The sequence below is a fragment of the Enterobacter sp. EC_50 genome (assembly GCF_019584525.1).
GTDB lineage: Bacteria > Pseudomonadota > Gammaproteobacteria > Enterobacterales > Enterobacteriaceae > Enterobacter > Enterobacter roggenkampii.
On record NZ_VDAF01000015.1, the window covers coordinates 18132 to 39031 of the forward strand.

Genomic DNA, 20900 nt, shown 5'->3' on the forward strand with positions numbered 1-20900 from the left:
CTACAGCCGCCCCTGCGCCCGTCTCTCCGCCAGGCTTTGGTCAAAGTTCTGCATGCCTGCCTGCTGTCCGGTTTGAATGATACCAGGCAGCTGCCACGTTTTTCCTTCTCGTATCAGATTCGCCGCCGCCGCGGTATTCACCAGCAGCTCATACAGCGCGACGCGCCCGTCCTGTAAGTCAGGAAGCAGCTTCTGCGCCAGCACCGCCCGCAGGCTGCCGGCCAGCTGGTTACGCACCGGATCTTTCTCCTGCGCCGGGAACGTATCGACAAGCCGCTCAATCGCCTGCGATGCCCCGCGCGTATGCAGCGTCGCCAGCACCAGGTGCCCGGTCTCCGCTGCCGTTAGCGCCAGGCGGATCGTTTCGCTGTCGCGCAGCTCTCCCAGCAAAATCACGTCCGGATCCTGGCGTAAGGCACTGCGCAGCGCATCGGCAAATGACGGGCTGTGCTGGCCGATCTCCCGCTGCTGGATCAGGCAACGCTCGCTCTGATAGATAAACTCCACCGGATCTTCGAGCGTGAGAATATGGCCGTCAGTATGGTGGTTGAGAAAATCGACCATCGCCGCCAGCGTCGTGGATTTGCCGCTGCCGGTCGCCCCCGTCACCAGAATCAACCCGGACGCATTGGTTAACAGTTCCGGGATAACCCTCGGTGCGCCCAGCGAAGCGAGCTGCGGACAGGTACGCGGCAACAGCCGTAGCGTCACAGAGACTCCGCGCATCTGCTTAAAGGCGCTGCCGCGCAGGCGCTGGCCTCCTGCCACCGTCGCGGCAAAATCCACCTGCCCGCTGGCCCACCATATCCCCTGCTGCTCATCGTTGAGCCACGCTTTTAACAACGCCCCGAGGTCCGGAGAAGGAAACGGTGCCGGTTCAAGGCGGCCCGTTCTGCGCCAGCGGGGTGGCGAATCACTGCACAGGTGTAGATCGGAGACGTTATGCTTTACACTAAGGGCCACAATTTCTTCCACATCCATAGACTACTCCTCGGAAAATGAACGACATTGCGCATAACCTGGCACAGGTCCGGGACAAAATCTCAGCCGCCGCAACGCGTTGCGGCCGGGCTTCAGAAGAAATTACGCTACTTGCTGTCAGCAAAACCAAGCCTGCGAGCGTCATCGCAGAAGCCATTGACGCAGGCCAGCGGGCGTTTGGTGAAAACTACGTCCAGGAAGGCGTGGATAAAATTCGCTACTTCCAGGAACAGGGGAAGACGGATCTGCAGTGGCACTTTATCGGCCCACTGCAGTCGAACAAAAGCCGTCTGGTGGCGGAGCACTTCGACTGGTGCCATACCGTTGACCGTCTGCGCATTGCGACACGCCTGAACGACCAGCGTCCGGCAGAGATGCCAGCGCTTAACGTGCTGATTCAAATCAACATCAGCGATGAAAACAGCAAGTCCGGCATTGCGCTGAGCGAGCTGGATGCGCTGGCAGCCGAGGTGGCCGAACTGCCGCGCTTAAGCCTGCGTGGTTTGATGGCAATCCCGGCGCCTGAGTCAAGTTATGAAAGGCAGTTTGCCGTGGCACAGCAAATGGCTGTAGCATTTGAGGCGCTTAAAGCGCGCTATAACACGGTAGACACGCTTTCTCTGGGCATGTCGGATGATATGGAAGCCGCCATTGCGGCAGGCAGCACGATGGTGCGCATCGGCACGGCAATTTTCGGTGCGCGCGACTACTCAAAATAATAAGGAAACCTGAGGAACGCCATGAAGACGTTGACTTTCCTGCTCTCAACGGTCATTGAGCTGTACACGATGGCGCTTTTGCTGCGCGTCTGGATGCAGTGGGCCCGCTGTGATTTTTACAATCCGTTCTCGCAGTTTGTCGTGAAAATCACGCAGCCTGTTGTCGGACCGCTGCGCCGTATTATCCCGGCCATGGGGCCCATCGACAGTTCGTCTCTGCTGGTGGCGTTTATTCTGAGCGTTATCAAAGCGATTGTGCTGTTTATGGTCTTCACCTTCCAGCCGATCATCTGGATTGTCGCCGTCCTGATTTTGATCAAAACCATCGGTCTGCTGATCTTCTGGGTGCTGCTGGTCATGGCGATCATGAGCTGGGTGAGCCAGGGCCGTAGCCCGGTGGAGTACGCCTTGATTCAGCTGACCGAGCCGCTGCTGCGCCCGATCCGTAACCTGCTTCCGTCTATGGGCGGCATCGATTTTTCGCCGATGATCCTGGTTCTGCTGCTCTATGTGATCAACATGGGGGTCGCTGAACTGCTGCAGTCCACGGGTGATATGCTGCTGCCGGGGCTGTGGATGGCGCTATGAGTGCCGTAAGCACCTGCGCTGACGGGCTGGTTTTACGGCTGTATATTCAGCCGAAAGCCAGCCGTGACGGTATTGTTGGACTGCATGGCGACGAGTTAAAAGTCGCCATCACTGCCCCGCCCGTTGACGGCCAGGCGAACGCGCATCTGACCAAATATCTGGCAAAACAGTTTCGCGTGGCTAAAAGCCAGGTCATCATTGAAAAAGGCGAACTGGGGCGGCATAAACAGGTAAAAATCCTCAACCCGCAATCTATCCCGACGGAAGTCGCGGCTTTGACAGAACAGGACTAAACCATGCAGAAAGTTGTTCTCGCGACCGGTAATGCCGGTAAAGTGCGCGAGCTGGCCTCGCTATTACATGATTTTGGGCTGGATGTGGTCGCCCAGACCGAGCTCGGCGTGGATTCCGCCGACGAGACGGGGCTGACGTTTATCGAAAACGCGATCCTGAAAGCACGCCATGCCGCACAGATTACGGGCCTGCCCGCAATCGCTGACGACTCCGGTCTGGCGGTCGATTTTCTCGGCGGCGCGCCGGGGATCTACTCTGCCCGTTATTCCGGCGTTGACGCTACCGACCAGCAGAATCTGGAAAAGCTGCTTGTCGCCCTGAAAGACGTCCCGGACGAACAGCGCACCGCGCAGTTCCACTGCGTGCTGGTCTATCTGCGTCACGCGGAAGACCCGACGCCGATCGTCTGCCACGGCAGCTGGCCGGGCGTGATTACCCGTGTAGCAGCTGGCAAAGGCGGCTTTGGTTACGACCCGATTTTCTTTGTCCCTTCCGAGGGCAAAACCGCTGCGGAACTGACCCGCGAAGAAAAAAGCGCGATATCCCACCGCGGACGCGCGCTGAAACTGTTACTGGAAGCACTGCGTAATGGCTAATTTGCCACCTCTGAGTCTGTATATTCACATCCCGTGGTGCGTGCAAAAATGCCCGTACTGCGATTTCAACTCGCACGCGCTGAAGGGCGAAGTGCCGCACGATGACTACGTTGCGCATCTGCTGGCCGACCTGGATGCCGATGTACCTTACGCACAGGGACGTGAAGTTAAGACCATTTTCATTGGTGGCGGTACGCCGAGCCTGCTGTCAGGCCCGGCGATGCAAACGCTGCTGGACGGCGTGCGTGCGCGCCTGAACCTGGCAGCGGATGCTGAAATTACGATGGAAGCCAACCCCGGCACCGTTGAGGCCGACCGTTTTGTCGACTACCAGCGCGCGGGCGTGAACCGCATCTCCATCGGCGTGCAGAGCTTTAGCGAGCCGAAGCTGAAGCGCCTGGGGCGTATTCACGGCCCGGAAGAGGCGAAACGCGCGGCAAACCTGGCGACCGGTCTGGGCCTGCGCAGCTTTAACCTCGATCTGATGCACGGCCTGCCGGATCAGTCTCTGGAAGAGGCGCTGGACGATTTGCGCCAGGCCATTGCGCTGAATCCCCCTCATCTGTCGTGGTACCAGCTCACCATCGAGCCCAACACCCTTTTTGGCTCGCGTCCGCCGGTGCTGCCGGATGACGACGCGCTGTGGGATATCTTCGAGCAGGGTCACCAGCTGTTAACCGCGGCGGGCTATCAGCAGTACGAAACGTCGGCATATGCAAAGCCGGGCTACCAGTGTCAGCACAACCTGAACTACTGGCGCTTTGGCGACTATCTCGGCATCGGCTGCGGCGCACACGGCAAGGTGACCTTCCCGGACGGGCGTATTCTGCGTACTGCCAAAACCCGCCACCCTCGCGGGTATATGGAAGGCCGCTACCTGGAGCGTCAGCACGACGTCGAGGCGGCGGATAAGCCGTTTGAGTTCTTTATGAACCGCTTCCGTCTGCTGGAAGCCGCGCCGCGCGCTGAGTTTGCGCTGTACACCGGGCTGCCGGAGTCGGTGATTCGCCCGCAGATCGACGAAGCGCTGGCGCAGGGGTATCTCACGGAATGTGAGGAATACTGGCAGATCACCGAGCACGGCAAACTGTTCCTCAATTCCCTTCTTGAGCTGTTCCTCGCCGAAGATTCCTGAAGGTTGGTTCAGGATTTTGCATCCCGTTCTGTCGGCTGAGGGAAAGGCTGGCAGAGTGTGGGGATGGAAATTACGCGTTCATATGCAAAACAGCTCAGACGCGAGCTGACAACGGAAGAAAGGCGGCTTTGGTATCTACTGCGCAGCCGCCGTTTCGAAAATTATAAATTTCGCCGACAGCATCCGGTAGGAAACTACATACTGGATTTCGCCTGCTGCGAAGCACGTCTGGCAGTTGAGCTGGATGGCGGACAGCATGATGAAAATCAGGAATACGATCATCAAAGGACGTTGTGGTTAAACCAAAAGGGCTGGCACGTTATTCGATTCTGGAACAACGAACTTTGGAATAATGAAGAGGCTGTGTTGGAAAAGATCCTTGAGACACTGCAAATGCTGCAACCCTCACCCCGGCCCTCTCCCTGAAAGGGAGAGGGAGCAAACCATCCCCTCGCCCCTTTGGGGAGAGGGTTAGGGTGAGGGGCCCAGCGCGCAGAGACCTTACTTCAGCGTCCCCACCAGCGCCTTCCGGCTGTCTTCCAGCGACACCACGCGTTTACACACGTCTTTGCCGAACTGCTGGAAATCATCTTCCTGGTTTTTCCACTCGTTCTGAATGGAAGTTTGCAGGCCGCCCAGACTGCCCAGCACGCCCTGCAGCGGGTTACCGCCGCCTTTCAGCACCGCTTTGGCGCCCATCTCGTTGATGCTGTCCTGCAGGATGCCGCCCATCGCCTGGTTCACCAGCTGCTGCCCGTCAGCACGAACCTGATCGATCGCCTTGTAGTGGAACGTCAGGCCGTCGGAGCGCGTCTCGATAATGCGGTTCATCTGTTCTTTAAGCTGCTTGTCCAGCTTCGTCAGGCGGGTGCGCATGTTACTGCTCTCACCCACCTCTTTGGTGATGATCTTATCCAGCGCCACGCGGCTCTTTTCGACGCGCGTCAGGGCACCTTCATTAATCCACGGCAGCGCGGTACGCAATTCGGACTGGTAGTCTTTCGCCTGCTCGCGCTGTGCGGCAGTCAGGTTGTACTGTTTGCCGTTATAGGTGACGTTCCCTTCTGGCGTAATTACCAGATTGCCGTTCTCGCCTTTGACCTGCACGGTTTGCGGGCTCAACACCACGTCATCACGCGGGGTGACGCTACATTGATAATCCGCATGGGCGGTGAATACGGTTGCCATCAAAGCAACTGCCAGCAACGTTTTGCGCATCTTAAACACTCCCTCAGACAAAACGGGCCAGCTAATGCTGGCCCCTTACTGCTTAATTAGTCCCACCAAACGTCGAAAAGTTCGCTGACGCGGACATCTTCGAGCTTGTGGTCTTCAAGCCATTTACGGACCAGAGCCTGATGTTCTTCGGTGCATTTACCCACTTCCTGGGTGCAGATCAGACCTTCCCAGGCCAGATAGCCGCTACCGTCGAAGGCCAGTTTGTTAGGCTCGATCACCTCGTTGATGAACGCATCCACGTCCTGATCGATCTGCTCAACGCTGGTGCCCTCCGGGAAACGCCACGCAACGGAGAAGCCCACTTCCTGGAATTCTTCGATGTGCATCTTTTTACGCAGACGACGGCTACGATTCTTTGCCATTATTTCACCCTCTCGAACATTAAGTCCCATACACCGTGACCAAGACGATGGCCACGCTGTTCAAATTTCGTTACCGGACGCGATTCCGGACGCGGTACATAGTCGTTATTCGCAGACTGGTTTTTATAACCGTCGAGCGACGACATCACTTCCAGCATATGTTCCGCATACGGTTCCCAGTCGGTCGCCATATGGAAGACACCGCCCAGCTTCAGCTTGCTTTTAACCAGCTCGGCAAACGGCGCCTGAACGATACGGCGTTTATTATGACGCGCTTTATGCCACGGGTCAGGGAAAAAGAGCTGAACCATGGTTAAAGAATTGTCAGGAATCATTTTGTGCAACACTTCCACCGCGTCGTGACACATCACGCGCAGGTTCTCAACGCCCTCTTCATGGACCGTTGCCAGACACGCGCCCACGCCCGGCGAATGCACTTCGATACCAAGGAAGTTCTGCTCCGGGCGCGCTTTCGCCATGGTCACCAGCGAGGCGCCCATACCGAAGCCAATTTCCAACGTGACCGGCGCGTCGCGGTCAAACAGCTCGGCAAAATCCAGAGGCTGCTCGCTGAACTCAACGCCCATCACCGGCCAGTAGTTGTCCAGCGCGTGTTGCTGACCTTTTGTCAGGCGGCCCTGACGACGGACAAAGCTGCGAATACGGCGCAGCGGGCGACCGTTTTCATCAAATTCCGGTGAAATGACGTCGTTTTTCATAAAAGAGTTGTCTGCTTGTGAGAATGTTCAGGAAACGGGCATTATCCAAAGTTAAGGCTTCTATGCAAGCATGGGAAAGATCCGGTTTACAGCAGATTGACGCTGTGCTGCAATCTGCGTCCCTGATTATGCGAATCGATGACCATGCAAGCCTCTCAATTTTCAGCCCAGGTGCTGGACTGGTACGACAAATACGGGCGTAAAACCCTGCCCTGGCAAATTGAAAAAACGCCGTACAAAGTATGGCTCTCCGAGGTGATGTTGCAACAAACGCAGGTCGCCACGGTGATCCCTTACTTCGAGCGTTTTATGGCGCGCTTCCCGACGGTGACCGATCTGGCCAATGCCCCGCTGGACGAGGTCCTGCACCTGTGGACCGGGCTGGGCTATTACGCCCGCGCGCGCAACCTGCACAAGGCCGCACAGCAGGTCGCGACGCGCCACAACGGGAAATTCCCAGAAACTTTCGACGAGGTGGCGGACTTACCCGGCGTCGGGCGTTCGACCGCAGGCGCCATTCTCTCCCTGTCTTTAGGCAAGCATTTCCCGATCCTCGACGGCAACGTCAAGCGCGTGCTGGCACGCTGCTATGCCGTTGACGGCTGGCCGGGGAAGAAGGATGTTGAAAAACGCCTTTGGGAAATCAGTGAAGCGGTTACCCCAGCCAACGGCGTCGAGCGTTTCAACCAGGCGATGATGGATCTCGGCGCCATGGTCTGCACGCGCTCAAAACCCAAATGCGAGCTCTGCCCGGTGAATAATCTTTGCGTGGCGTATGCCAACCATTCCTGGGCGCAGTATCCGGGCAAGAAACCCAAACAGACGCTGCCGGAGCGCACCGGCTATATGCTGCTGATGCAGCACGGTGATGAGGTCTTCCTCGCCCAGCGTCCGCCGAGCGGTCTGTGGGGTGGTCTATACTGCTTCCCACAGTTTGAAGATGAAGACTTGCTGCGTGAATGGCTTAAACAGCGCGGGATTGCTGCCGATAACCTGACGCAGCTGACCGCGTTTCGCCACACCTTCAGCCATTTCCATCTGGATATTGTGCCGATGTGGCTTCCCGTGTCCTCCGTCGCCTCGTGCATGGATGAAGGCACCGCTCTCTGGTATAACTTAGCGCAACCGCCATCAGTCGGACTGGCGGCTCCCGTGGAGCGCCTGTTACAGCAATTACGTGCCGGTGCAATGGTTTAGCATCGACAAGAAAAAGAGGAATGAGTATGGCCAGAACGATTTTTTGTACTTTCCTGCAGCGTGACGCTGAGGGCCAGGATTTCCAGCTTTATCCGGGCGAGCTGGGTAAACGCATCTACAATGAAATCTCCAAAGAAGCCTGGGGACAGTGGCAGAAAAAGCAGACCATGCTGATCAACGAGAAGAAACTCAGCATGATGAACCCGGAACACCGCAAGCTGCTGGAGCAGGAGATGGTGAGCTTCCTGTTCGAAGGTAAAGACGTGCACATCGAAGGCTATACGCCACCGGAAAAATAACATCGAGCGGCTGTTGCCCGGCGGCGCTTCGCTTGCACGGGCCTACGGTTTTGTAGGCCGGGTAAGCGCAGCGCCACCCGGCGAAAGCAACGACTAAGCAAACACAACACGCACTCCCGGAATGATGAAAAAACTTTTAGCGCTAGCCCTTGTTGCGCCGTTGCTTGTCTCGTGTTCGTCAAAAAAAGGCGATGATTACAACGAAGCCTGGATCAAGGACACCAACGGTTTTGACATTTTGATGGGGCAGTTTGCCCACAACATCGAGAACATATGGGGATTTAACGAAGTTCTTATTGCCGGACCTAAGGACTACGTTAAGTACACCGACGCCTATCTGACCCGTAGCCACATCAACTTTGATGAGGGGACGATCACGATTGAGACCATCGCAGGCACAGACCCTGCGGCTCGACTCCGTCAGGCCATTATCAAAACCCTGCTGATGGGTGACGATCCGGGCTCAATCGATCTCTACTCCGATGCCGACGATATCACCATCTCGAAAGAGCCGTTCCTGTACGGTCAGGTCGTCGATCAGACCGGCCAGCCAATCCGCTGGGAAGGTCGCGCCACGAAATTTGCCGACTACCTGCTGCAGACGCGCCTGAAGAGCCGCTCTAACGGTCTGAAGATCATCTATAGCGTCACCATCAACCTCGTCCCGAACCACCTCGACAAGCGTGCGCATAAGTATCTGGGCATGGTGCGTCAGGCCTCGCGTAAATACGGCGTGGATGAGTCGCTGATCCTGGCGATTATGCAGACCGAATCCTCGTTTAACCCGTATGCGGTAAGCCGTTCCGACGCCCTGGGGCTGATGCAGGTGGTGCAGCACAGCGCCGGTAAAGACGTGTTCCGCGCGCAGGGGAAATCCGGCACGCCGAGCCGCAGCTATCTGTTCGACCCGCAGAGCAACATTGATACCGGCACGGCCTATCTGGCGATGCTGAACAATGTCTACCTCGGCGGCATCGACAACCCGACGTCGCGTCGCTATGCGGTAATCACCGCCTATAACGGCGGCGCGGGCAGCGTGCTGCGCGTCTTCTCAAATGACAAAGTGCAGGCCGCGAACATCATCAACAGCATGGCGCCGGGGGATGTCTACGCCACCCTGACCACCCGCCACCCGTCCGCGGAATCCCGTCGTTATCTGTATAAGGTGAATACGGCGCAGAAGAACTACCGTCGCCGGTGATCCGCACACCTTCTCCTGCAAGGAGAAGGTGTTCTGCTTCCCCCCACCCATACGAAAATGTTATTTGCATCACAATCCAAACTGCAAATTAATGTGGATTGCATTTTTTTGCGGGAGGTAACAAAACATATCGTTGCCAACTGATAGAATTGCATCAAATAACAACCCTGAATGTTTCTATAACAACATATCTCCCGCTCACTTGTGAGGAAAGTAACATGAACCTTAAGCTGCAGCTTAAAATATTGTCGTTTCTGCAGTTCTGCCTGTGGGGTAGCTGGCTGACTACACTCGGCTCCTATATGTTTGTGACGCTCAAGTTCGATGGTGCGTCAATCGGTGCCGTCTACAGCTCGCTCGGTATTGCGGCTGTCTTCATGCCAACGCTGCTGGGGATCGTGGCGGATAAATGGTTAAGCGCCAAATGGCTGTACATGCTTTGCCACCTGGTGGGCGCGGGGACGCTGTTTATGGCAGCCCAGGTGACCACGCCGGGGGCGATGTTCATGGTGATCCTGCTCAACTCGCTGGCCTATATGCCAACGCTTGGGCTGATCAACACCATCTCCTACTACCGCCTGAAGTCCGCGGATATGGATATCGTGACCGATTTCCCGCCAATCCGTATCTGGGGCACCATCGGCTTTATCATGGCAATGTGGGGCGTAAGCTTCGCGGGCTTCGAACTGAGCCATATGCAGCTGTATATCGGTGCGGCGCTCTCCGTATTGCTGGCGATCTTCACCCTGACGCTGCCAACCATTCCGGTGTCTAACCAGCAGAAAAACCAGAGCTGGAGCACCATGCTCGGCCTGGATGCCTTCGCGCTGTTCAAAAACAAACGCATGGCGATCTTTTTCATCTTCTCCATGCTGCTGGGCGCGGAGCTGCAGATCACCAACATGTTCGGCAACACCTTCCTGCACAGCTTCGATAACAACCCGCTGTTCTCCGGCAGCTTTATCGTTGAGCATGCGTCGGTGATGATGTCCATCTCTCAGATCTCTGAGACGCTGTTCATCCTGACCATCCCGTTCTTCCTGAGCCGCTACGGCATCAAGAACGTCATGCTGATCAGTATCGCGGCGTGGATGCTGCGCTTCGGTCTGTTCGCCTACGGCGACCCAAGCCCGTTCGGCACGGTGCTGCTGGTGCTGTCGATGATTGTTTACGGCTGCGCCTTCGACTTCTTCAACATCTCCGGCTCGGTGTTTGTGGAAAAAGAGGTTAAACCTGAAATCCGCGCCAGCGCGCAGGGTATGTTCCTGATGATGACCAACGGCTTCGGCTGTATTCTGGGCGGCGTGGTAAGCGGTAAAGTGGTTGAGATGTACACCACCAACGGCATCACCAACTGGCAGCCGGTGTGGCTGATCTTCGCGGCGTACTCGCTGGTGCTGTTCTTCGCGTTCATCGCACTGTTCAAGTACAAGCACGTGCGTGAACCACACGGTGCGCAGCCGATCGCGCATTGATTGTTGTGCCCGGTGGCGCTGCGCTTACCGGGCCTACAAAACCAGACCGTAGGCCGGGTAAGGCGAAGCCGCCACCCGGCTATTTTATTGCAGAGAGCACCCACCCCACCGACAGCAAATCCGCGCTGCCGCCCGGGCTCAGGTTCCGTTCAATCAGTGCGTTATCCATTCTGATCAACGCCTCGCGGTCCCAGCCGTTATCCAGCAGTTCCCGCGCGTAGGCCTGAACGTAGCGCAGCCCTTCCATGCCGCCGCGAGAAACCAGATTGCTGTCCTGATTGACGGCCATCAGGCGCAACAGCAGGCCGTGAAGCGACTGTCCGTTCCACGAATCCAAAGCCTTACGCACCGTCGCAAAGCCGCTCTCCGCCTCACCGCGCGCGCCGGTTAAGCCGTACTGCTTAAACTGCCGCTCGCCCGCCGTCGCCCGTCCGCTGCGTGCGGCCAGCTCCCGCGAAACCAGCCCGCGGCAGATGTTACTCACCTCACAGCAGAGGCTCTCTGCGGTGACATGCTTCACGCGCCCGGCGGCGAAGCACAGTAAGCCAAGGGCAAAAATACCGCCTTTGTGCGTGTTCACTCCGTTCGTTGCGGCGTACATCGCCTGCTCGCAGGCCATCCCCATCGGGCGGAGAAGTCGTAGCTGTTCCCCAGCCGGCTTATCCGCATGCGCGCTGCCCAGCTCGGCAAAGCGCGAAAACCACGGCGTAATCGCCGCAATGCTGCGGACGAACAGCGCGTGGTCCATATCGCGATGGGAACCGTTATTGAGTTTGTCCACCAGCCCCGGCTTGGGCGTCAGCTCCAGCTCCTGCCACAGCGCCGCTTCGGCAAGCGCGGGCACGTCAGCCGGGCGCGGTTTAGTCGCGAGCAAACCAGTCATCGATCGTCTTCTCCACGCGGGAAACCACCTGCTCAACGGGGTGATTGCGCGAACGGGAACAGGCGTGGGCGGGCGCGTCGCAGATCAGGCAGCGCCTGAGATTCCCCCCCAGCGACTGACGCCCGACGTGGCCGTGCTGAGGGCAAATCACGTCCAGATCCCACAGCCTGCCGAGCGGGTGCGTCTGCTCCAGATCCGCACAGTGCGCTTTGATTTCCACCGCCGGATGGGCCACGCACCACAGGGCTTCGGGCCCGGTCGGGAGCCACAGCACCTGGCGGTCCAGCACCTGCCAACGGTTTTCCCACAGCAGCTGGTCGCACATCTGCAGCGCCACGCCCATGGTATTGCGGTAGCGCAGGCAGTCCTTGATTTCCCCTGGCGTGACCAGCGTGAGGGAGATCACCGGTTGTTGATAGTGCTCAAGCATGTCAGCCTGGCGCGCTGCGCGGCGCTCTTTCGCCGCCAGCAGTTCGTCAAGGCTGACACCCGCCCGCACGGGTGTCGCTAAAGTCATACTTCCTCCTTCACCTGTCGCACGGTGTCGATCACGCTGCCGTCGCGGTAGCGGATCACCCCGACGATTTTGTCGGTAAATTCAATCGGTTTCGGGACGCCGGTCAGGGAGATCGCTCGCTCGTACAGCGCGTTGATATCCACAACCTTCAGCCCGGCCTCCAGCAGCCGCTCGCGGATTTCGGGGCGCCCCGGGTTGACCGCGATGCCGTGATCGGTGACCAGCACGTCGATGCTCTCCCCCGGCGTAAGGCGCGTGGTAACGTGCTTCACCACCGTCGGAATGCGGCTGCGCAGCAGCGGCGCGACCACAATGGTCAGGTTCGCCGCGGCGGCCACGTCGCAGTGCCCGCCGGACGCGCCGCGCATCACGCCGTCGGAGCCGGTGATAACATTGACGTTGAACTCGACGTCGATCTCCAGGGCGCTGAGGATCACCACGTCGAGCTGGTCGCAGCTTGCCGCCTTGCTGCCGGGGTTGGCGTAGACGTTGGTGGAGATCTCCACGTGGTTCGGGTTACGCGCCAGCGAGGCCGCCGCCTGACCGTCAAAGCACTGGGTATCGAGCAGCTTTTCGATGAGCCCCTTCTCGTGCAGATCCACCAGGCTGCCGGTGATGCCGCCGAGCGCAAAGCGCGCCTTCACGCCGCCGCGCTCCATCTTCTCTTCCATAAAGCGGGTGCAGGCCGTGGCCGCCGCGCCGGAGCCGGTCTGCATCGAGAAGCCCGGTTTGAAGTAGCCGGAATGCTCGATCACGTCCGCCGCATAGCGGGCGATCATCAGCTCGCGCGGGTTGCTGGTGACGCGCGCCGCGCCGACGCTGATTTTCGCCGGGTCGCCCACGCTCTCCACCTGCACGATGTAGTCCACCTGGTCCTGCACCAGGCTGGCGGGCATATTGGGGAACGGCACCAGCTCTTCGGTCAGCAGCACTACCTTGCGGGCAAAGTGGGCGTCCACCATGGCGTAGCCCAGCGAGCCGCAGCACGATTTTCCGTGCGTCCCGTTGGCGTTGCCAAACGCATCGCTGCACGGCACGCCGAGAAACGCCACGTCGATATTCAGCTCGCCGTCCTGGAGCAGCTTCACGCGCCCGCCGTGGGAGTGAATTTGCACCGGCTCGTCCATCAGCCCGTGGGAGATGGCATCCGCCAGCCTGCCGCGCATGCCCGAGGTGTAAATCCGGGTGATGACGCCGCTTTCGATATGCTCGATCAGCGCGTCGTTGCAGGTCATCAGCGAGCTGGAGGCCAGCGTCAGGTTTTTGAAGCCCATCCGCGCCAGCAGCGCCACGACGGTGTTGATCACCCGGTCGCCTTCGCGAAACGCATGGTGGAAGGAGATGGTCATCCCGTCCTGCAGGCCGCAGCGTTTAGCCGCCTCTTCAATGGAGGCACACAGCTTGCGGCTGTGCTTCGCATCGCTGTCCGCCAGCCACGGCGTGGCGCTGTGGGCGGTATCAAACGGTTTTAAGTCCCGCAGATGGGGAAAATTCACGTGAAGAAGTTCAGTCTGATTCATTGTCTTATCCTTACCGACGCACGCCGGAGGCCGCCGCGCGCTCCAGCACCACCTGCGCGTGGTTAATAATCGGTGCATCCACCATTTTGCCGTTGAGCGACACCACGCCCAGGCCGTTACGCTCGCCCTCTTCTGCCGCCTCAATCACCCTTCTGGCGTGATCCACCTCTTCCTGCGTCGGGGCGTAGGCGTTGTGCAACAGGTCAATCTGGCGCGGGTTAATCAGTGATTTGCCGTTGAAGCCCATCTTGCGGATCAAATCGACCTCACGCAGGAACCCGGCCTCGTCGTTAACGTCTGACCACACCACGTCGAAGGCGTCGATGCCCGCCGCACGGGCAGCGTGCAGCACGGCGCAGCGGGCGTAGAACAGCTCGGTGCCGTCGCCGCGCTCGGTCTGCATGTCCATCACGTAGTCAAAGGCGGCCAGCGCAATGCCGATAAGGCGAGGAGAGCTGCGGGCAATCGCCACGGCGTTGATGACGCCAATGGCCGATTCAATCGCCGCCATCACGCGGGTGGAGCCGACCTCGCGGCCGCACGCCTGCTCGATGCGCTCGAGGTGGCCCTCCAGCTCGTAAATGTCGTCCGGAGTATCGGTTTTCGGCAGACGGATCACGTCCACGCCGGCCCGCACGGCGGCTTCCAGATCCAGCAGACCAAACGGCGTGTTCAGCGGGTTAATGCGCACCACGGTTTCGATATCCTGATACATCGGGTGCTGCAGCGCGTGGAACACCAGCATGCGCGCCGTATCCTTCTCGCGCAGGGCAACGGCGTCCTCAAGGTCAAACATGATGGCGTCAGGACGGTAGATAAAGGCGGTTGAGAGCATGGCGGCGTTAGCGCCCGGCAGGAACAGCATACTGCGGCGGAGTTTGCTCATTTCAGCGCCCCCCAGTTGATGGCCTGTTCATCGGCGGCACGCAGCAGCGCGCTTTGCAGGCGGGCGCGGATCACACAGTCCAGCGCCCCTTTGTCTTCAATAATGATTAATCCCTGGTGCACGTTCATGGCGCGCAATGTGTCGTTGACCACCTGGCGAATCTGCTCGCCAAACTGCTTAATCACTTCGCTGTGGATGACGATCTCCAGCTCGCCGTGAGCGGGAGCGATTTTCACCATCAGGTCGCTGGACTCCTGCGTTCCGGCCAGCGCCTCCCTTACAATTTTCATGATAAATTCCTGGTAGTTAAGCGACTTCCGCACTCGCACGGTAATGCGTTTCGAGATGCGCGAAGGTGGAGTCCGGGACAATCTCCCGGATCCGGGAAAACTGCTGTGTCTTCAGTAAGCGGCGCACTTCGGACGCCGATATGGCGTTACCGGTGGCCTTGATGCGCGGCATTTCCACCACCTCAATATGCGAGGCCAGCAGGTCGTGCAGCGTCTGGTTGTACTGGCGGGTGATGTCGCAGAACGGCTCCGAGCCGATGAAGCGGTGCGTGATGCCGAGCGCCGGGGCAATGAAATCCCGGAAGATCAGCACGTCGATCTCGCTCCACGCCTGCTGCACCTTGCCGGTCTCCTTCAGGAAGTAGGCCGGAAACGTGGCGCGGGAAATGATGTACTGCGAGCCCTCATGCACCACCACGTTCGGCAGGTGCGCCACGCCCGCGCGCACCATCTCGAGACGCGCGCTGAACGGGAAGAACGACGCGTCTTCGCGCACCACGAACAGATGCAGGGCGTCACACTGCGCCGCCGCCTGCTCCACCAGATGGCGATGCCCGAGGGTGAACGGATTGGCGTTCATCACGATGGCGCCAATCTTCTCCCCACACCTGCGGTTCGCGCGCAGAGAACGGCAGTAGCGCGCGATCCCCTGCGGGGTGTTTTCCATCAGCACGGCGTTGTTCCCGCTCTGGGCAATCGGCCAGAAGCCGCTGCGGGCAAAACGCTCCCGGTTGCACGGCCGGGTGCAGAGGAAGAGGTGAAAATGCCCACGCTCCAGCGCCGCATTTTGCACCTCCGCCAGCAGCCGCGCGCTGAGGTTCTCGCCGCGAAGCTGCTCGTTGACCGCCACGCACTTGATGACGTTGGCGGCAAGCCCTGCGCACCCCACCAGCTGCGGGCCGGACCAGGCTTCGACAAACAGCGTGATGTCGTTGTCCAGGCCAAGGCCGCTGTCTGCCAGCAGGTAACGGATCTGGCTCAAGCGTTCCGGATGTTTCGCCACCAGCGTGTGGCGAAAATCGATGGGTTGCGAATGCATGCTGCCGCCTTACTTAATGTGCTGCCGCGAGCCCGACGGCTGGCGCTTCCACGATCACGTTGCTCAGATGACCGATATGCTCGATCTCCACCTCAATGCGATCCCCCTCTTTCATAAACAGCGGCGGATTGCGCTTTTTACCCACCCCACCAGGGGATCCGGTGATGATCACATCGCCCGGACTCAAGCGGGTGAAGGTGCTGATGTATATGATCAGCTCCGCCACCTTGTGGATCATGCTGCTGGTGTTGTCTTCCTGCACCATGCGGCCGTTCAGCCAGGTGCGGATTGCCAGTTGGTGCGGATCCGGGATCTCGTCCGCCGTCGCCATCCACGGGCCAAACGCGCCGGTTTTGCGCCAGTTTTTACCGGCGGTAAACCAGGTGTGCTGCCAGTCGCGGGCGGAGCCGTCCATGTAGCAGCTGTAGCCGGCCACGTGGCGCAGGGCGTCGTCGCGGCTGATGTTCTCCCCGCCTTTACCGATGATCACCGCCAGCTCGCCTTCGTAGTCGAATTCGCTGGAGTGGCGCGGCTTCAGCACCGGCTCGTTGTGGCCGGTCTGTGAGTCCGGGAAGCGGACAAACAGCGTTGGGGCCGGGTTGTGCTGGTCAAACTCCTTGCGCTTGTCGGCGTAGTTCATGCCCACGCAGAGGATTTTTTCCGGCTGCTCAATCACCGGTAAGAAGGTGATGGCGCTCATCGGCACGTCCACGGCATCGTTCAGGTAGCGGGTGGCCTGCGCCAGCCCGTTGCCCTGCAGCAGCGCCTTAAGGTCGCTGTAGCGGTCGCCCAGACGGCGGCCCAAATCAATCACGCCGTCGGCCTGGACGATGCCGTAGCTGCGTTTTCCCTGGTATAAAAAGCTTGCGAGTTTCATTGTTCTTTCCTGAAAACTTAAACGAGGAAGTTGCCCAGAATCAGCAGAGAGATGGAGACGTTAATCGCCCCGCCGATACGGGTAGCAATCTGGGCGAACGGCATCAGGCTCATGCGGTTGCCTGCGGTCAGGATCGCCACGTCGCCGGTACCGCCCTGGCCGCTCTGGCAGCAGGAGACGATGGCGACATCAATCGGGTGCATGCCAATCTTTTTGCCGACGAAGAACCCGGTCGCCACGAGCGCGGAGACGGTGCTGATAATCACCAGCAGGTTGGTCAGCGTGAAGGCGGCCACCAGTTCATGCCATGGGGTGATGGCCACGCCAACGGCAAAGAGAATCGGGTAGGTCACGGAGGTCTGGAAGAACTTGTACACCACCTGCGAGCCTTCCAGCAGGCGCGGAGAGGCGCCGTTGCAGAGCTTCACCAGCACCGCCATAAACAGCATGCCGACCGGCGCAGGCAGGCCAATCAGCTTGTGGCCGAGCATGCCCAGCATGTAGAGCAGCACCGCCAGCAGCGCGCCGGAGGCGATCGTGGTCACGTCCGCTTTGCCGGAGAACGCAGGCTGAGAGACGGTGGCATCGGCATTGGCGCGGTTAGGCATCAGCTGGCCTTCACCGGTCAGATGCGGGTAGCGCTTACCAAGCTGGTTCAGGCAGCCGGAGATGATGATCGCCGTCAGACCGCCGAGCATGACCATCGGCAGCACGCGACCGAGCGCCACGCCCTGGTCCATATGCAGCAGGGTGGCATAGCCGATGGAAAGCGGGATCGCCCCTTCCCCAACGCCGCCCGCCATGATTGGCAGGATGATAAAGAAGAAGATCTGGAATGGCTCAAGACCCAGCGCCAGGCCGACGCCCATCCCCACCAGCATGCCGACGATTTCGCCGCACAGCATCGGGAAGAAGATGCGCAGGAAGCCCTGAATCAGCACCGTACGGTTCATGCTCATGATGCTGCCGACAATAATGCAGCAGATATAGAGGTAGAGAATGTTGGTGGATTTGTAGAACTTGGTCGTGGACTCGACCACCACGTCCGGCAGCAGGCCATAATAGACCAGCGCGGAAGGGATAAAGGTGGCGCAAATCGCCGCCGCGCCGAGCTTGCCGACAATCGGCAGGCGTTTACCAAACTCACCGCAGGCAAAGCCGAAGAAGGCCAGCGTCGCCACCATCACCACGATATCGCTCGGCAGTTTTCCGCCCAGGCAATCAATGGCGATCAGCGCGCCCGCCAGAACGAACAGCGGCAGAGGAATAATCCCGATTTTCCAGGTATCCATAATATGCCACCAGCGCTCTTTGAGCGAAGGCCGCTGAATTTCAATCGGGTCGTGGGTAACAGAGAAAGAATCGTCAGTTGTGCTCATAATAAGCCCCTTGGTTATTTTGTGCGTTCAGCTTAGAGTCACAAAGGCTTACTTTATGTGAGGAATGACATATTAAAAGCGAAGTTTTAATGGCAGCTATGGTTTTAATGGTTTCTTTTATTTAATGTGATTTACGCCTTATTTATGGCCGTGGTTTTTATGGTTTCTTTTCTGAATTGAACAAACAAATAACATTTATTCGTGCAGCCAGAGGCCACCCGTCTTTGGGATAACGCTTTTACAACGCCCGCTGTGCAAGGGATCACAAGTTTTCGGCAAAGCGGGCGTCCGCGCGAAAAAAGATGATATATTGGCGTTCTTTGTCGCTACCTTGCGTGAGAGTTATGAAAGTCTCTTTCCAGATAAAGCTGTTTATTTCGCTGGTTGCCTTTTTCTCAGTGCTTTTTGCGTTACTGGGCGGATATTATTATGCCGATGTCGGGAAACAGCTTTATCAGGAAATGAGCACGCGCGCCAAAATACAGGCTGAAGAGATTGCGCTTATTCCAACATTGCGACATGAAGTTGAACAAAAGAATATCACCGCCATCCATGATTTTATGCAGAAGATTTCTGCGCACAGTGACGCCAGCTTTATTGTGATTGGTGATAATAAGGGCCAGCATCTTTTTCACTCCGTCTTCGCCGACAGAGTGGGCACCACGCTGGTAGGCGGTGACAACGAAGCCGTATTGCAGGGTAAAAGCACCACCACCATCCGCAAAGGCGGGTTGGGTATTTCGCTGCGCAGTAAGGCCCCCATCTTCAACGCTGCCGGACAGGTGGTCGGCATTGTTTCGGTCGGCTATCTCACCAGCTACCTGGACACCATTACCGTCAGTAAAGTGGTCAATATCCTGATTGCCGCGGTGCTGCTGCTGATTGCTCTCTTTATCTTCTCCTGGTTCTTTACCCGCAGTATTAAAAAGCAGATCTTCTCCCTCGAGCCGCGCGAGATCGGCCTGCTGGTGCGCCAGCAGAAGGCGTTGATGGAGTCTATTTATGAAGGCGTAATTGCCATTGACGATCAAAGGCGGATTGAAGTCATCAACCAGGCGGCGCGCAAGCTGCTGGGGCTGAGCCAGCCGGCCCGCGAGCTGCGCGGGCAGCTGATAAGCCAGGTGATCGATCCGGTCCCGTTCTTCGACACGCAGACGATGCTGGCGAAAGATACCCATGATGAGATTTGCCGTTTTAACGATCTCACGGTGATTGCCAGCCGGGTCCACATCATGCTTGAGGGGTCGCTGCAGGGCTGGGTGATCACCTTCCGCGATCGCAACGAGATCGACTCGCTAAGCGCCCAGCTCAGCCAGGTCAAACGCTACGTCGATAACCTTCGCATCATGCGTCATGAGCAGTTAAACCGGATGACCACCCTCTCCGGTCTGCTGCATATGGGCCGCTATGAGGAGGCGATTGGCTACATTCAGGCGCAGTCTGAACACGCTCAGGAGCTGCTGGACTTTATCTCTTCGCGCTTCAGCTCCCCGACCCTGTGCGGCCTGCTGCTGGGGAAAGCCGCCCGCGCGCGGGAGAAAGGGGTCGAGCTGAGTTTCGACCCGGCCTGTCGGCTGGACAGGCCGTTCCTGCCACTGGGGGAACAAGAGCTGATTTCGATTATTGGCAACCTGCTGGATAACGCTATCGAAGCGACGCAGCGGTCGCCGCTTCCCCACGCGCCGGTGGAGGTGCTGATAAAGCTCAGCGAACAGGAGCTGATTATTGAAGTGGCCGACCAGGGCGTTGGCATCAAGCCGGAGATCCGTGAGCGGATCTTTGAACGCGGCATCACCACCAAAACGCGCGGCGATCATGGGATTGGTCTGTATCTGATCGAAAGCTACGTCACACAGGCTGGCGGCGCGATAGAAGTTGCCGATAATATCCCGCGCGGCGCCATTTTCTCCCTGTTTATCCCGGCCACGGGAACCGCCCGGCAACTGGAAGACACCGACTATGCAACATGAACTTATCGACGTACTGATTGTTGAAGACGAGAACGAGCTGGCGCAACTGCACGCGGAGCTGATAAGCAAGCATCCGCGTCTGAGGCTGGTGGGCATTGCCTCGTCGCTGGCTGCGGCCCAGGCAGAGCTTGCAAGCAAACAGCCGCAGCTGGTGCTGCTGGATAACTATCTGCCGGACGGCAAAGGGATCTCGCTGATCAATAACCCCATGCTGGCCCGCGCCAACTGCTCGGTCATTTTTATTACTGCCGCCAGCGATATGGACACCTGCAGCCAGGCGATCCGCAACGGCGCGTTCGACTACATCCTCAAACCCGTCTCCTGGAAGCGGCTCAGCCAGTCGCTGGAGCGGTTTGTGCAGTTTGCCGAACAGCAGCGCGTCTGGAAGATTGTCGACCAGCAGAACGTCGATTCGCTGTATCAGCTTCAGGCGAAAAACTACCGCCAGGACAACGGCAGCAAGGGCATCGAGGAAAATACCCTGGCGCGGGTGCAGTCGCTGTTTAACGACAAGGCAACGCACTGCTTTACCGTGGATGAGGTGGTGAGCGAGACGGGATTGAGTAAAACCACCACCCGTCGCTATCTGGAGCACTGCGTGGAGAACGGGTTTCTCAGCGTGGAGATGCTGTACGGCAAGATTGGGCATCCGAGAAGGATGTACCGGCGCGCAGAAGCCTGAAGCGATATTGTAGGCCCGGTAAGCTTGCGCCACCGGGCAAATCGCCGGGTGG

General features: G+C 58.5%; 24 protein-coding genes. 12 read left to right on the plus strand and 12 right to left on the minus strand.

What is annotated here, in order from left to right:
- Entirely contained in the window at positions 1 to 981 is a 981-nt protein-coding gene (locus FHC48_RS13710) for a type IV pilus twitching motility protein PilT (protein ID WP_059364448.1), read from the minus strand.
- A 17-nt stretch (positions 982 to 998) separates the two neighbouring features.
- Between FHC48_RS13710 and FHC48_RS13715 the strand changes: the two genes are divergently transcribed.
- From FHC48_RS13715 to FHC48_RS13740, 6 genes are all read left to right on the plus strand, one after another.
- Positions 999 to 1700: a YggS family pyridoxal phosphate-dependent enzyme gene (locus FHC48_RS13715; protein WP_059364446.1), complete on the plus strand. Its 702-nt coding sequence runs from the start codon at positions 999 to 1001 to the stop codon at positions 1698 to 1700.
- Positions 1701 to 1721: 21 nt separating this feature from the next.
- Positions 1722 to 2288: a YggT family protein gene (locus FHC48_RS13720; RefSeq protein WP_008499757.1), complete on the plus strand. Its 567-nt coding sequence runs from the start codon at positions 1722 to 1724 to the stop codon at positions 2286 to 2288.
- Positions 2285 to 2581 (plus strand): DUF167 family protein YggU, encoded by a 297-nt coding sequence (gene yggU / locus FHC48_RS13725; protein ID WP_008499758.1) that lies wholly within the window; start codon positions 2285 to 2287, stop codon positions 2579 to 2581. Before FHC48_RS13720 ends, yggU begins: the two co-directional genes overlap by 4 nt.
- 3 nt (positions 2582 to 2584) lie before the next feature.
- Positions 2585 to 3178, plus strand: coding sequence for an RdgB/HAM1 family non-canonical purine NTP pyrophosphatase (gene rdgB, locus FHC48_RS13730; protein ID WP_059364445.1), 594 nt, complete (start codon positions 2585 to 2587; stop codon positions 3176 to 3178).
- Positions 3171 to 4313 (plus strand): radical SAM family heme chaperone HemW, encoded by a 1143-nt coding sequence (gene hemW, locus FHC48_RS13735; protein ID WP_059364444.1) that lies wholly within the window; start codon positions 3171 to 3173, stop codon positions 4311 to 4313. The genes rdgB and hemW overlap by 8 nt, the downstream gene beginning before the upstream one ends.
- A 63-nt stretch (positions 4314 to 4376) precedes the next feature.
- On the plus strand, positions 4377 to 4739 hold the full coding sequence (locus FHC48_RS13740; RefSeq protein WP_071949300.1) for an endonuclease domain-containing protein: 363 nt from the start codon (positions 4377 to 4379) through the stop codon (positions 4737 to 4739).
- 75 nt (positions 4740 to 4814) lie between these two features.
- Here the strand turns inward: FHC48_RS13740 and FHC48_RS13745 are convergent, their stop codons facing one another.
- Genes FHC48_RS13745 through trmB form a run of 3 tightly spaced genes read right to left on the minus strand, consistent with a single transcriptional unit; the run spans position 4815 to position 6633 of the window.
- Positions 4815 to 5531 (minus strand): DUF2884 domain-containing protein, encoded by a 717-nt coding sequence (locus FHC48_RS13745; RefSeq protein ID WP_045407162.1) that lies wholly within the window; start codon positions 5529 to 5531, stop codon positions 4815 to 4817.
- Between the two features lie 56 nt (positions 5532 to 5587).
- On the minus strand, positions 5588 to 5914 hold the full coding sequence (locus FHC48_RS13750) for a YggL family protein (protein ID WP_003862421.1): 327 nt from the start codon (positions 5912 to 5914) through the stop codon (positions 5588 to 5590).
- Entirely contained in the window at positions 5914 to 6633 is a 720-nt protein-coding gene (gene trmB, locus FHC48_RS13755) for a tRNA (guanosine(46)-N7)-methyltransferase TrmB (RefSeq protein ID WP_059364443.1), read from the minus strand. The genes FHC48_RS13750 and trmB overlap by 1 nt, the downstream gene beginning before the upstream one ends.
- 144 nt (positions 6634 to 6777) lie before the next feature.
- On the opposite strand from trmB, the gene mutY reads away from it, so the two are divergent.
- The 4 genes from mutY to FHC48_RS13775 all read left to right on the plus strand — a co-directional run bounded on the left by mutY (position 6778) and on the right by FHC48_RS13775 (position 10805).
- A complete protein-coding gene (gene mutY, locus FHC48_RS13760) occupies positions 6778 to 7830 on the plus strand; it encodes an A/G-specific adenine glycosylase (RefSeq protein WP_169809165.1) in 1053 nt (350 codons plus the stop codon).
- Positions 7831 to 7856: 26 nt separating this feature from the next.
- Positions 7857 to 8129: an oxidative damage protection protein gene (locus tag FHC48_RS13765; protein ID WP_008499765.1), complete on the plus strand. Its 273-nt coding sequence runs from the start codon at positions 7857 to 7859 to the stop codon at positions 8127 to 8129.
- Between the two features lie 124 nt (positions 8130 to 8253).
- Positions 8254 to 9330: a membrane-bound lytic murein transglycosylase MltC gene (mltC, locus tag FHC48_RS13770; RefSeq protein ID WP_021242082.1), complete on the plus strand. Its 1077-nt coding sequence runs from the start codon at positions 8254 to 8256 to the stop codon at positions 9328 to 9330.
- 218 nt (positions 9331 to 9548) lie between these two features.
- Positions 9549 to 10805: a nucleoside permease gene (locus tag FHC48_RS13775; protein ID WP_008499767.1), complete on the plus strand. Its 1257-nt coding sequence runs from the start codon at positions 9549 to 9551 to the stop codon at positions 10803 to 10805.
- Positions 10806 to 10884: 79 nt separating this feature from the next.
- Here FHC48_RS13775 and citG read toward each other — a convergent pair whose 3' ends face one another.
- From citG to FHC48_RS13815, 8 genes are read right to left on the minus strand one after another with little or no spacing between them, the layout of a single operon-like run.
- A complete protein-coding gene (gene citG, locus FHC48_RS13780; protein WP_059364441.1) occupies positions 10885 to 11688 on the minus strand; it encodes a triphosphoribosyl-dephospho-CoA synthase CitG in 804 nt (267 codons plus the stop codon).
- A complete protein-coding gene (gene citX, locus FHC48_RS13785) occupies positions 11666 to 12205 on the minus strand; it encodes a citrate lyase holo-[acyl-carrier protein] synthase (protein WP_059364439.1) in 540 nt (179 codons plus the stop codon). Before citX ends, citG begins: the two co-directional genes overlap by 23 nt.
- Positions 12202 to 13725 carry a citrate lyase subunit alpha gene (gene citF, locus FHC48_RS13790; RefSeq protein ID WP_059364437.1) on the minus strand — a complete coding sequence of 508 codons (1524 nt, stop codon included), beginning with the start codon at positions 13723 to 13725 and terminating at the stop codon, positions 12202 to 12204. The genes citX and citF overlap by 4 nt, the downstream gene beginning before the upstream one ends.
- A 10-nt stretch (positions 13726 to 13735) precedes the next feature.
- On the minus strand, positions 13736 to 14611 hold the full coding sequence (gene citE / locus FHC48_RS13795) for a citrate (pro-3S)-lyase subunit beta (RefSeq protein ID WP_059364436.1): 876 nt from the start codon (positions 14609 to 14611) through the stop codon (positions 13736 to 13738).
- Complete coding sequence (gene citD, locus FHC48_RS13800; protein ID WP_023294531.1) at positions 14608 to 14901, minus strand: citrate lyase acyl carrier protein; 294 nt, start codon at positions 14899 to 14901, stop codon at positions 14608 to 14610. Before citD ends, citE begins: the two co-directional genes overlap by 4 nt.
- 16 nt (positions 14902 to 14917) lie before the next feature.
- Complete coding sequence (gene citC, locus FHC48_RS13805; RefSeq protein ID WP_059364434.1) at positions 14918 to 15940, minus strand: [citrate (pro-3S)-lyase] ligase; 1023 nt, start codon at positions 15938 to 15940, stop codon at positions 14918 to 14920.
- A gap of 13 nt (positions 15941 to 15953) precedes the next feature.
- On the minus strand, positions 15954 to 16817 hold the full coding sequence (locus tag FHC48_RS13810; RefSeq protein WP_059364433.1) for a fumarylacetoacetate hydrolase family protein: 864 nt from the start codon (positions 16815 to 16817) through the stop codon (positions 15954 to 15956).
- 17 nt (positions 16818 to 16834) lie between these two features.
- Positions 16835 to 18196 (minus strand): 2-hydroxycarboxylate transporter family protein, encoded by a 1362-nt coding sequence (locus FHC48_RS13815; RefSeq protein WP_021242090.1) that lies wholly within the window; start codon positions 18194 to 18196, stop codon positions 16835 to 16837.
- Between the two features lie 344 nt (positions 18197 to 18540).
- Between FHC48_RS13815 and FHC48_RS13820 the strand changes: the two genes are divergently transcribed.
- Both FHC48_RS13820 and FHC48_RS13825 read left to right on the plus strand, forming a co-directional pair.
- Complete coding sequence (locus FHC48_RS13820) at positions 18541 to 20166, plus strand: sensor histidine kinase (RefSeq protein ID WP_059364432.1); 1626 nt, start codon at positions 18541 to 18543, stop codon at positions 20164 to 20166.
- Positions 20156 to 20848 carry a response regulator gene (locus tag FHC48_RS13825; protein WP_023326051.1) on the plus strand — a complete coding sequence of 231 codons (693 nt, stop codon included), beginning with the start codon at positions 20156 to 20158 and terminating at the stop codon, positions 20846 to 20848. Before FHC48_RS13820 ends, FHC48_RS13825 begins: the two co-directional genes overlap by 11 nt.
- Positions 20849 to 20900 lie beyond the last annotated feature (52 nt).

Coding starts and splice junctions, on each gene's coding strand:
- FHC48_RS13765 (WP_008499765.1), top strand. CDS start 7,857: ATGGCCAGAACGATTTTTTGTACTTTCCTGCAGCGTGACGCTGAGGGC.
- citE (WP_059364436.1), bottom strand. CDS start 14,611: ATGAGCAAACTCCGCCGCAGTATGCTGTTCCTGCCGGGCGCTAACGCC.
- citC (WP_059364434.1), bottom strand. CDS start 15,940: ATGCATTCGCAACCCATCGATTTTCGCCACACGCTGGTGGCGAAACAT.
- citF (WP_059364437.1), bottom strand. CDS start 13,725: ATGAATCAGACTGAACTTCTTCACGTGAATTTTCCCCATCTGCGGGAC.
- FHC48_RS13820 (WP_059364432.1), top strand. CDS start 18,541: ATGAAAGTCTCTTTCCAGATAAAGCTGTTTATTTCGCTGGTTGCCTTT.
- citX (WP_059364439.1), bottom strand. CDS start 12,205: ATGACTTTAGCGACACCCGTGCGGGCGGGTGTCAGCCTTGACGAACTG.
- FHC48_RS13775 (WP_008499767.1), top strand. CDS start 9,549: ATGAACCTTAAGCTGCAGCTTAAAATATTGTCGTTTCTGCAGTTCTGC.
- FHC48_RS13745 (WP_045407162.1), bottom strand. CDS start 5,531: ATGCGCAAAACGTTGCTGGCAGTTGCTTTGATGGCAACCGTATTCACC.
- FHC48_RS13715 (WP_059364446.1), top strand. CDS start 999: ATGAACGACATTGCGCATAACCTGGCACAGGTCCGGGACAAAATCTCA.
- FHC48_RS13740 (WP_071949300.1), top strand. CDS start 4,377: ATGGAAATTACGCGTTCATATGCAAAACAGCTCAGACGCGAGCTGACA.
- citD (WP_023294531.1), bottom strand. CDS start 14,901: ATGAAAATTGTAAGGGAGGCGCTGGCCGGAACGCAGGAGTCCAGCGAC.
- trmB (WP_059364443.1), bottom strand. CDS start 6,633: ATGAAAAACGACGTCATTTCACCGGAATTTGATGAAAACGGTCGCCCG.
- mutY (WP_169809165.1), top strand. CDS start 6,778: ATGCAAGCCTCTCAATTTTCAGCCCAGGTGCTGGACTGGTACGACAAA.
- FHC48_RS13720 (WP_008499757.1), top strand. CDS start 1,722: ATGAAGACGTTGACTTTCCTGCTCTCAACGGTCATTGAGCTGTACACG.
- FHC48_RS13710 (WP_059364448.1), bottom strand. CDS start 981: ATGGATGTGGAAGAAATTGTGGCCCTTAGTGTAAAGCATAACGTCTCC.
- mltC (WP_021242082.1), top strand. CDS start 8,254: ATGAAAAAACTTTTAGCGCTAGCCCTTGTTGCGCCGTTGCTTGTCTCG.
- FHC48_RS13750 (WP_003862421.1), bottom strand. CDS start 5,914: ATGGCAAAGAATCGTAGCCGTCGTCTGCGTAAAAAGATGCACATCGAA.
- citG (WP_059364441.1), bottom strand. CDS start 11,688: ATGACTGGTTTGCTCGCGACTAAACCGCGCCCGGCTGACGTGCCCGCG.
- hemW (WP_059364444.1), top strand. CDS start 3,171: ATGGCTAATTTGCCACCTCTGAGTCTGTATATTCACATCCCGTGGTGC.
- FHC48_RS13825 (WP_023326051.1), top strand. CDS start 20,156: ATGCAACATGAACTTATCGACGTACTGATTGTTGAAGACGAGAACGAG.
- rdgB (WP_059364445.1), top strand. CDS start 2,585: ATGCAGAAAGTTGTTCTCGCGACCGGTAATGCCGGTAAAGTGCGCGAG.
- yggU (WP_008499758.1), top strand. CDS start 2,285: ATGAGTGCCGTAAGCACCTGCGCTGACGGGCTGGTTTTACGGCTGTAT.
- FHC48_RS13810 (WP_059364433.1), bottom strand. CDS start 16,817: ATGAAACTCGCAAGCTTTTTATACCAGGGAAAACGCAGCTACGGCATC.
- FHC48_RS13815 (WP_021242090.1), bottom strand. CDS start 18,196: ATGAGCACAACTGACGATTCTTTCTCTGTTACCCACGACCCGATTGAA.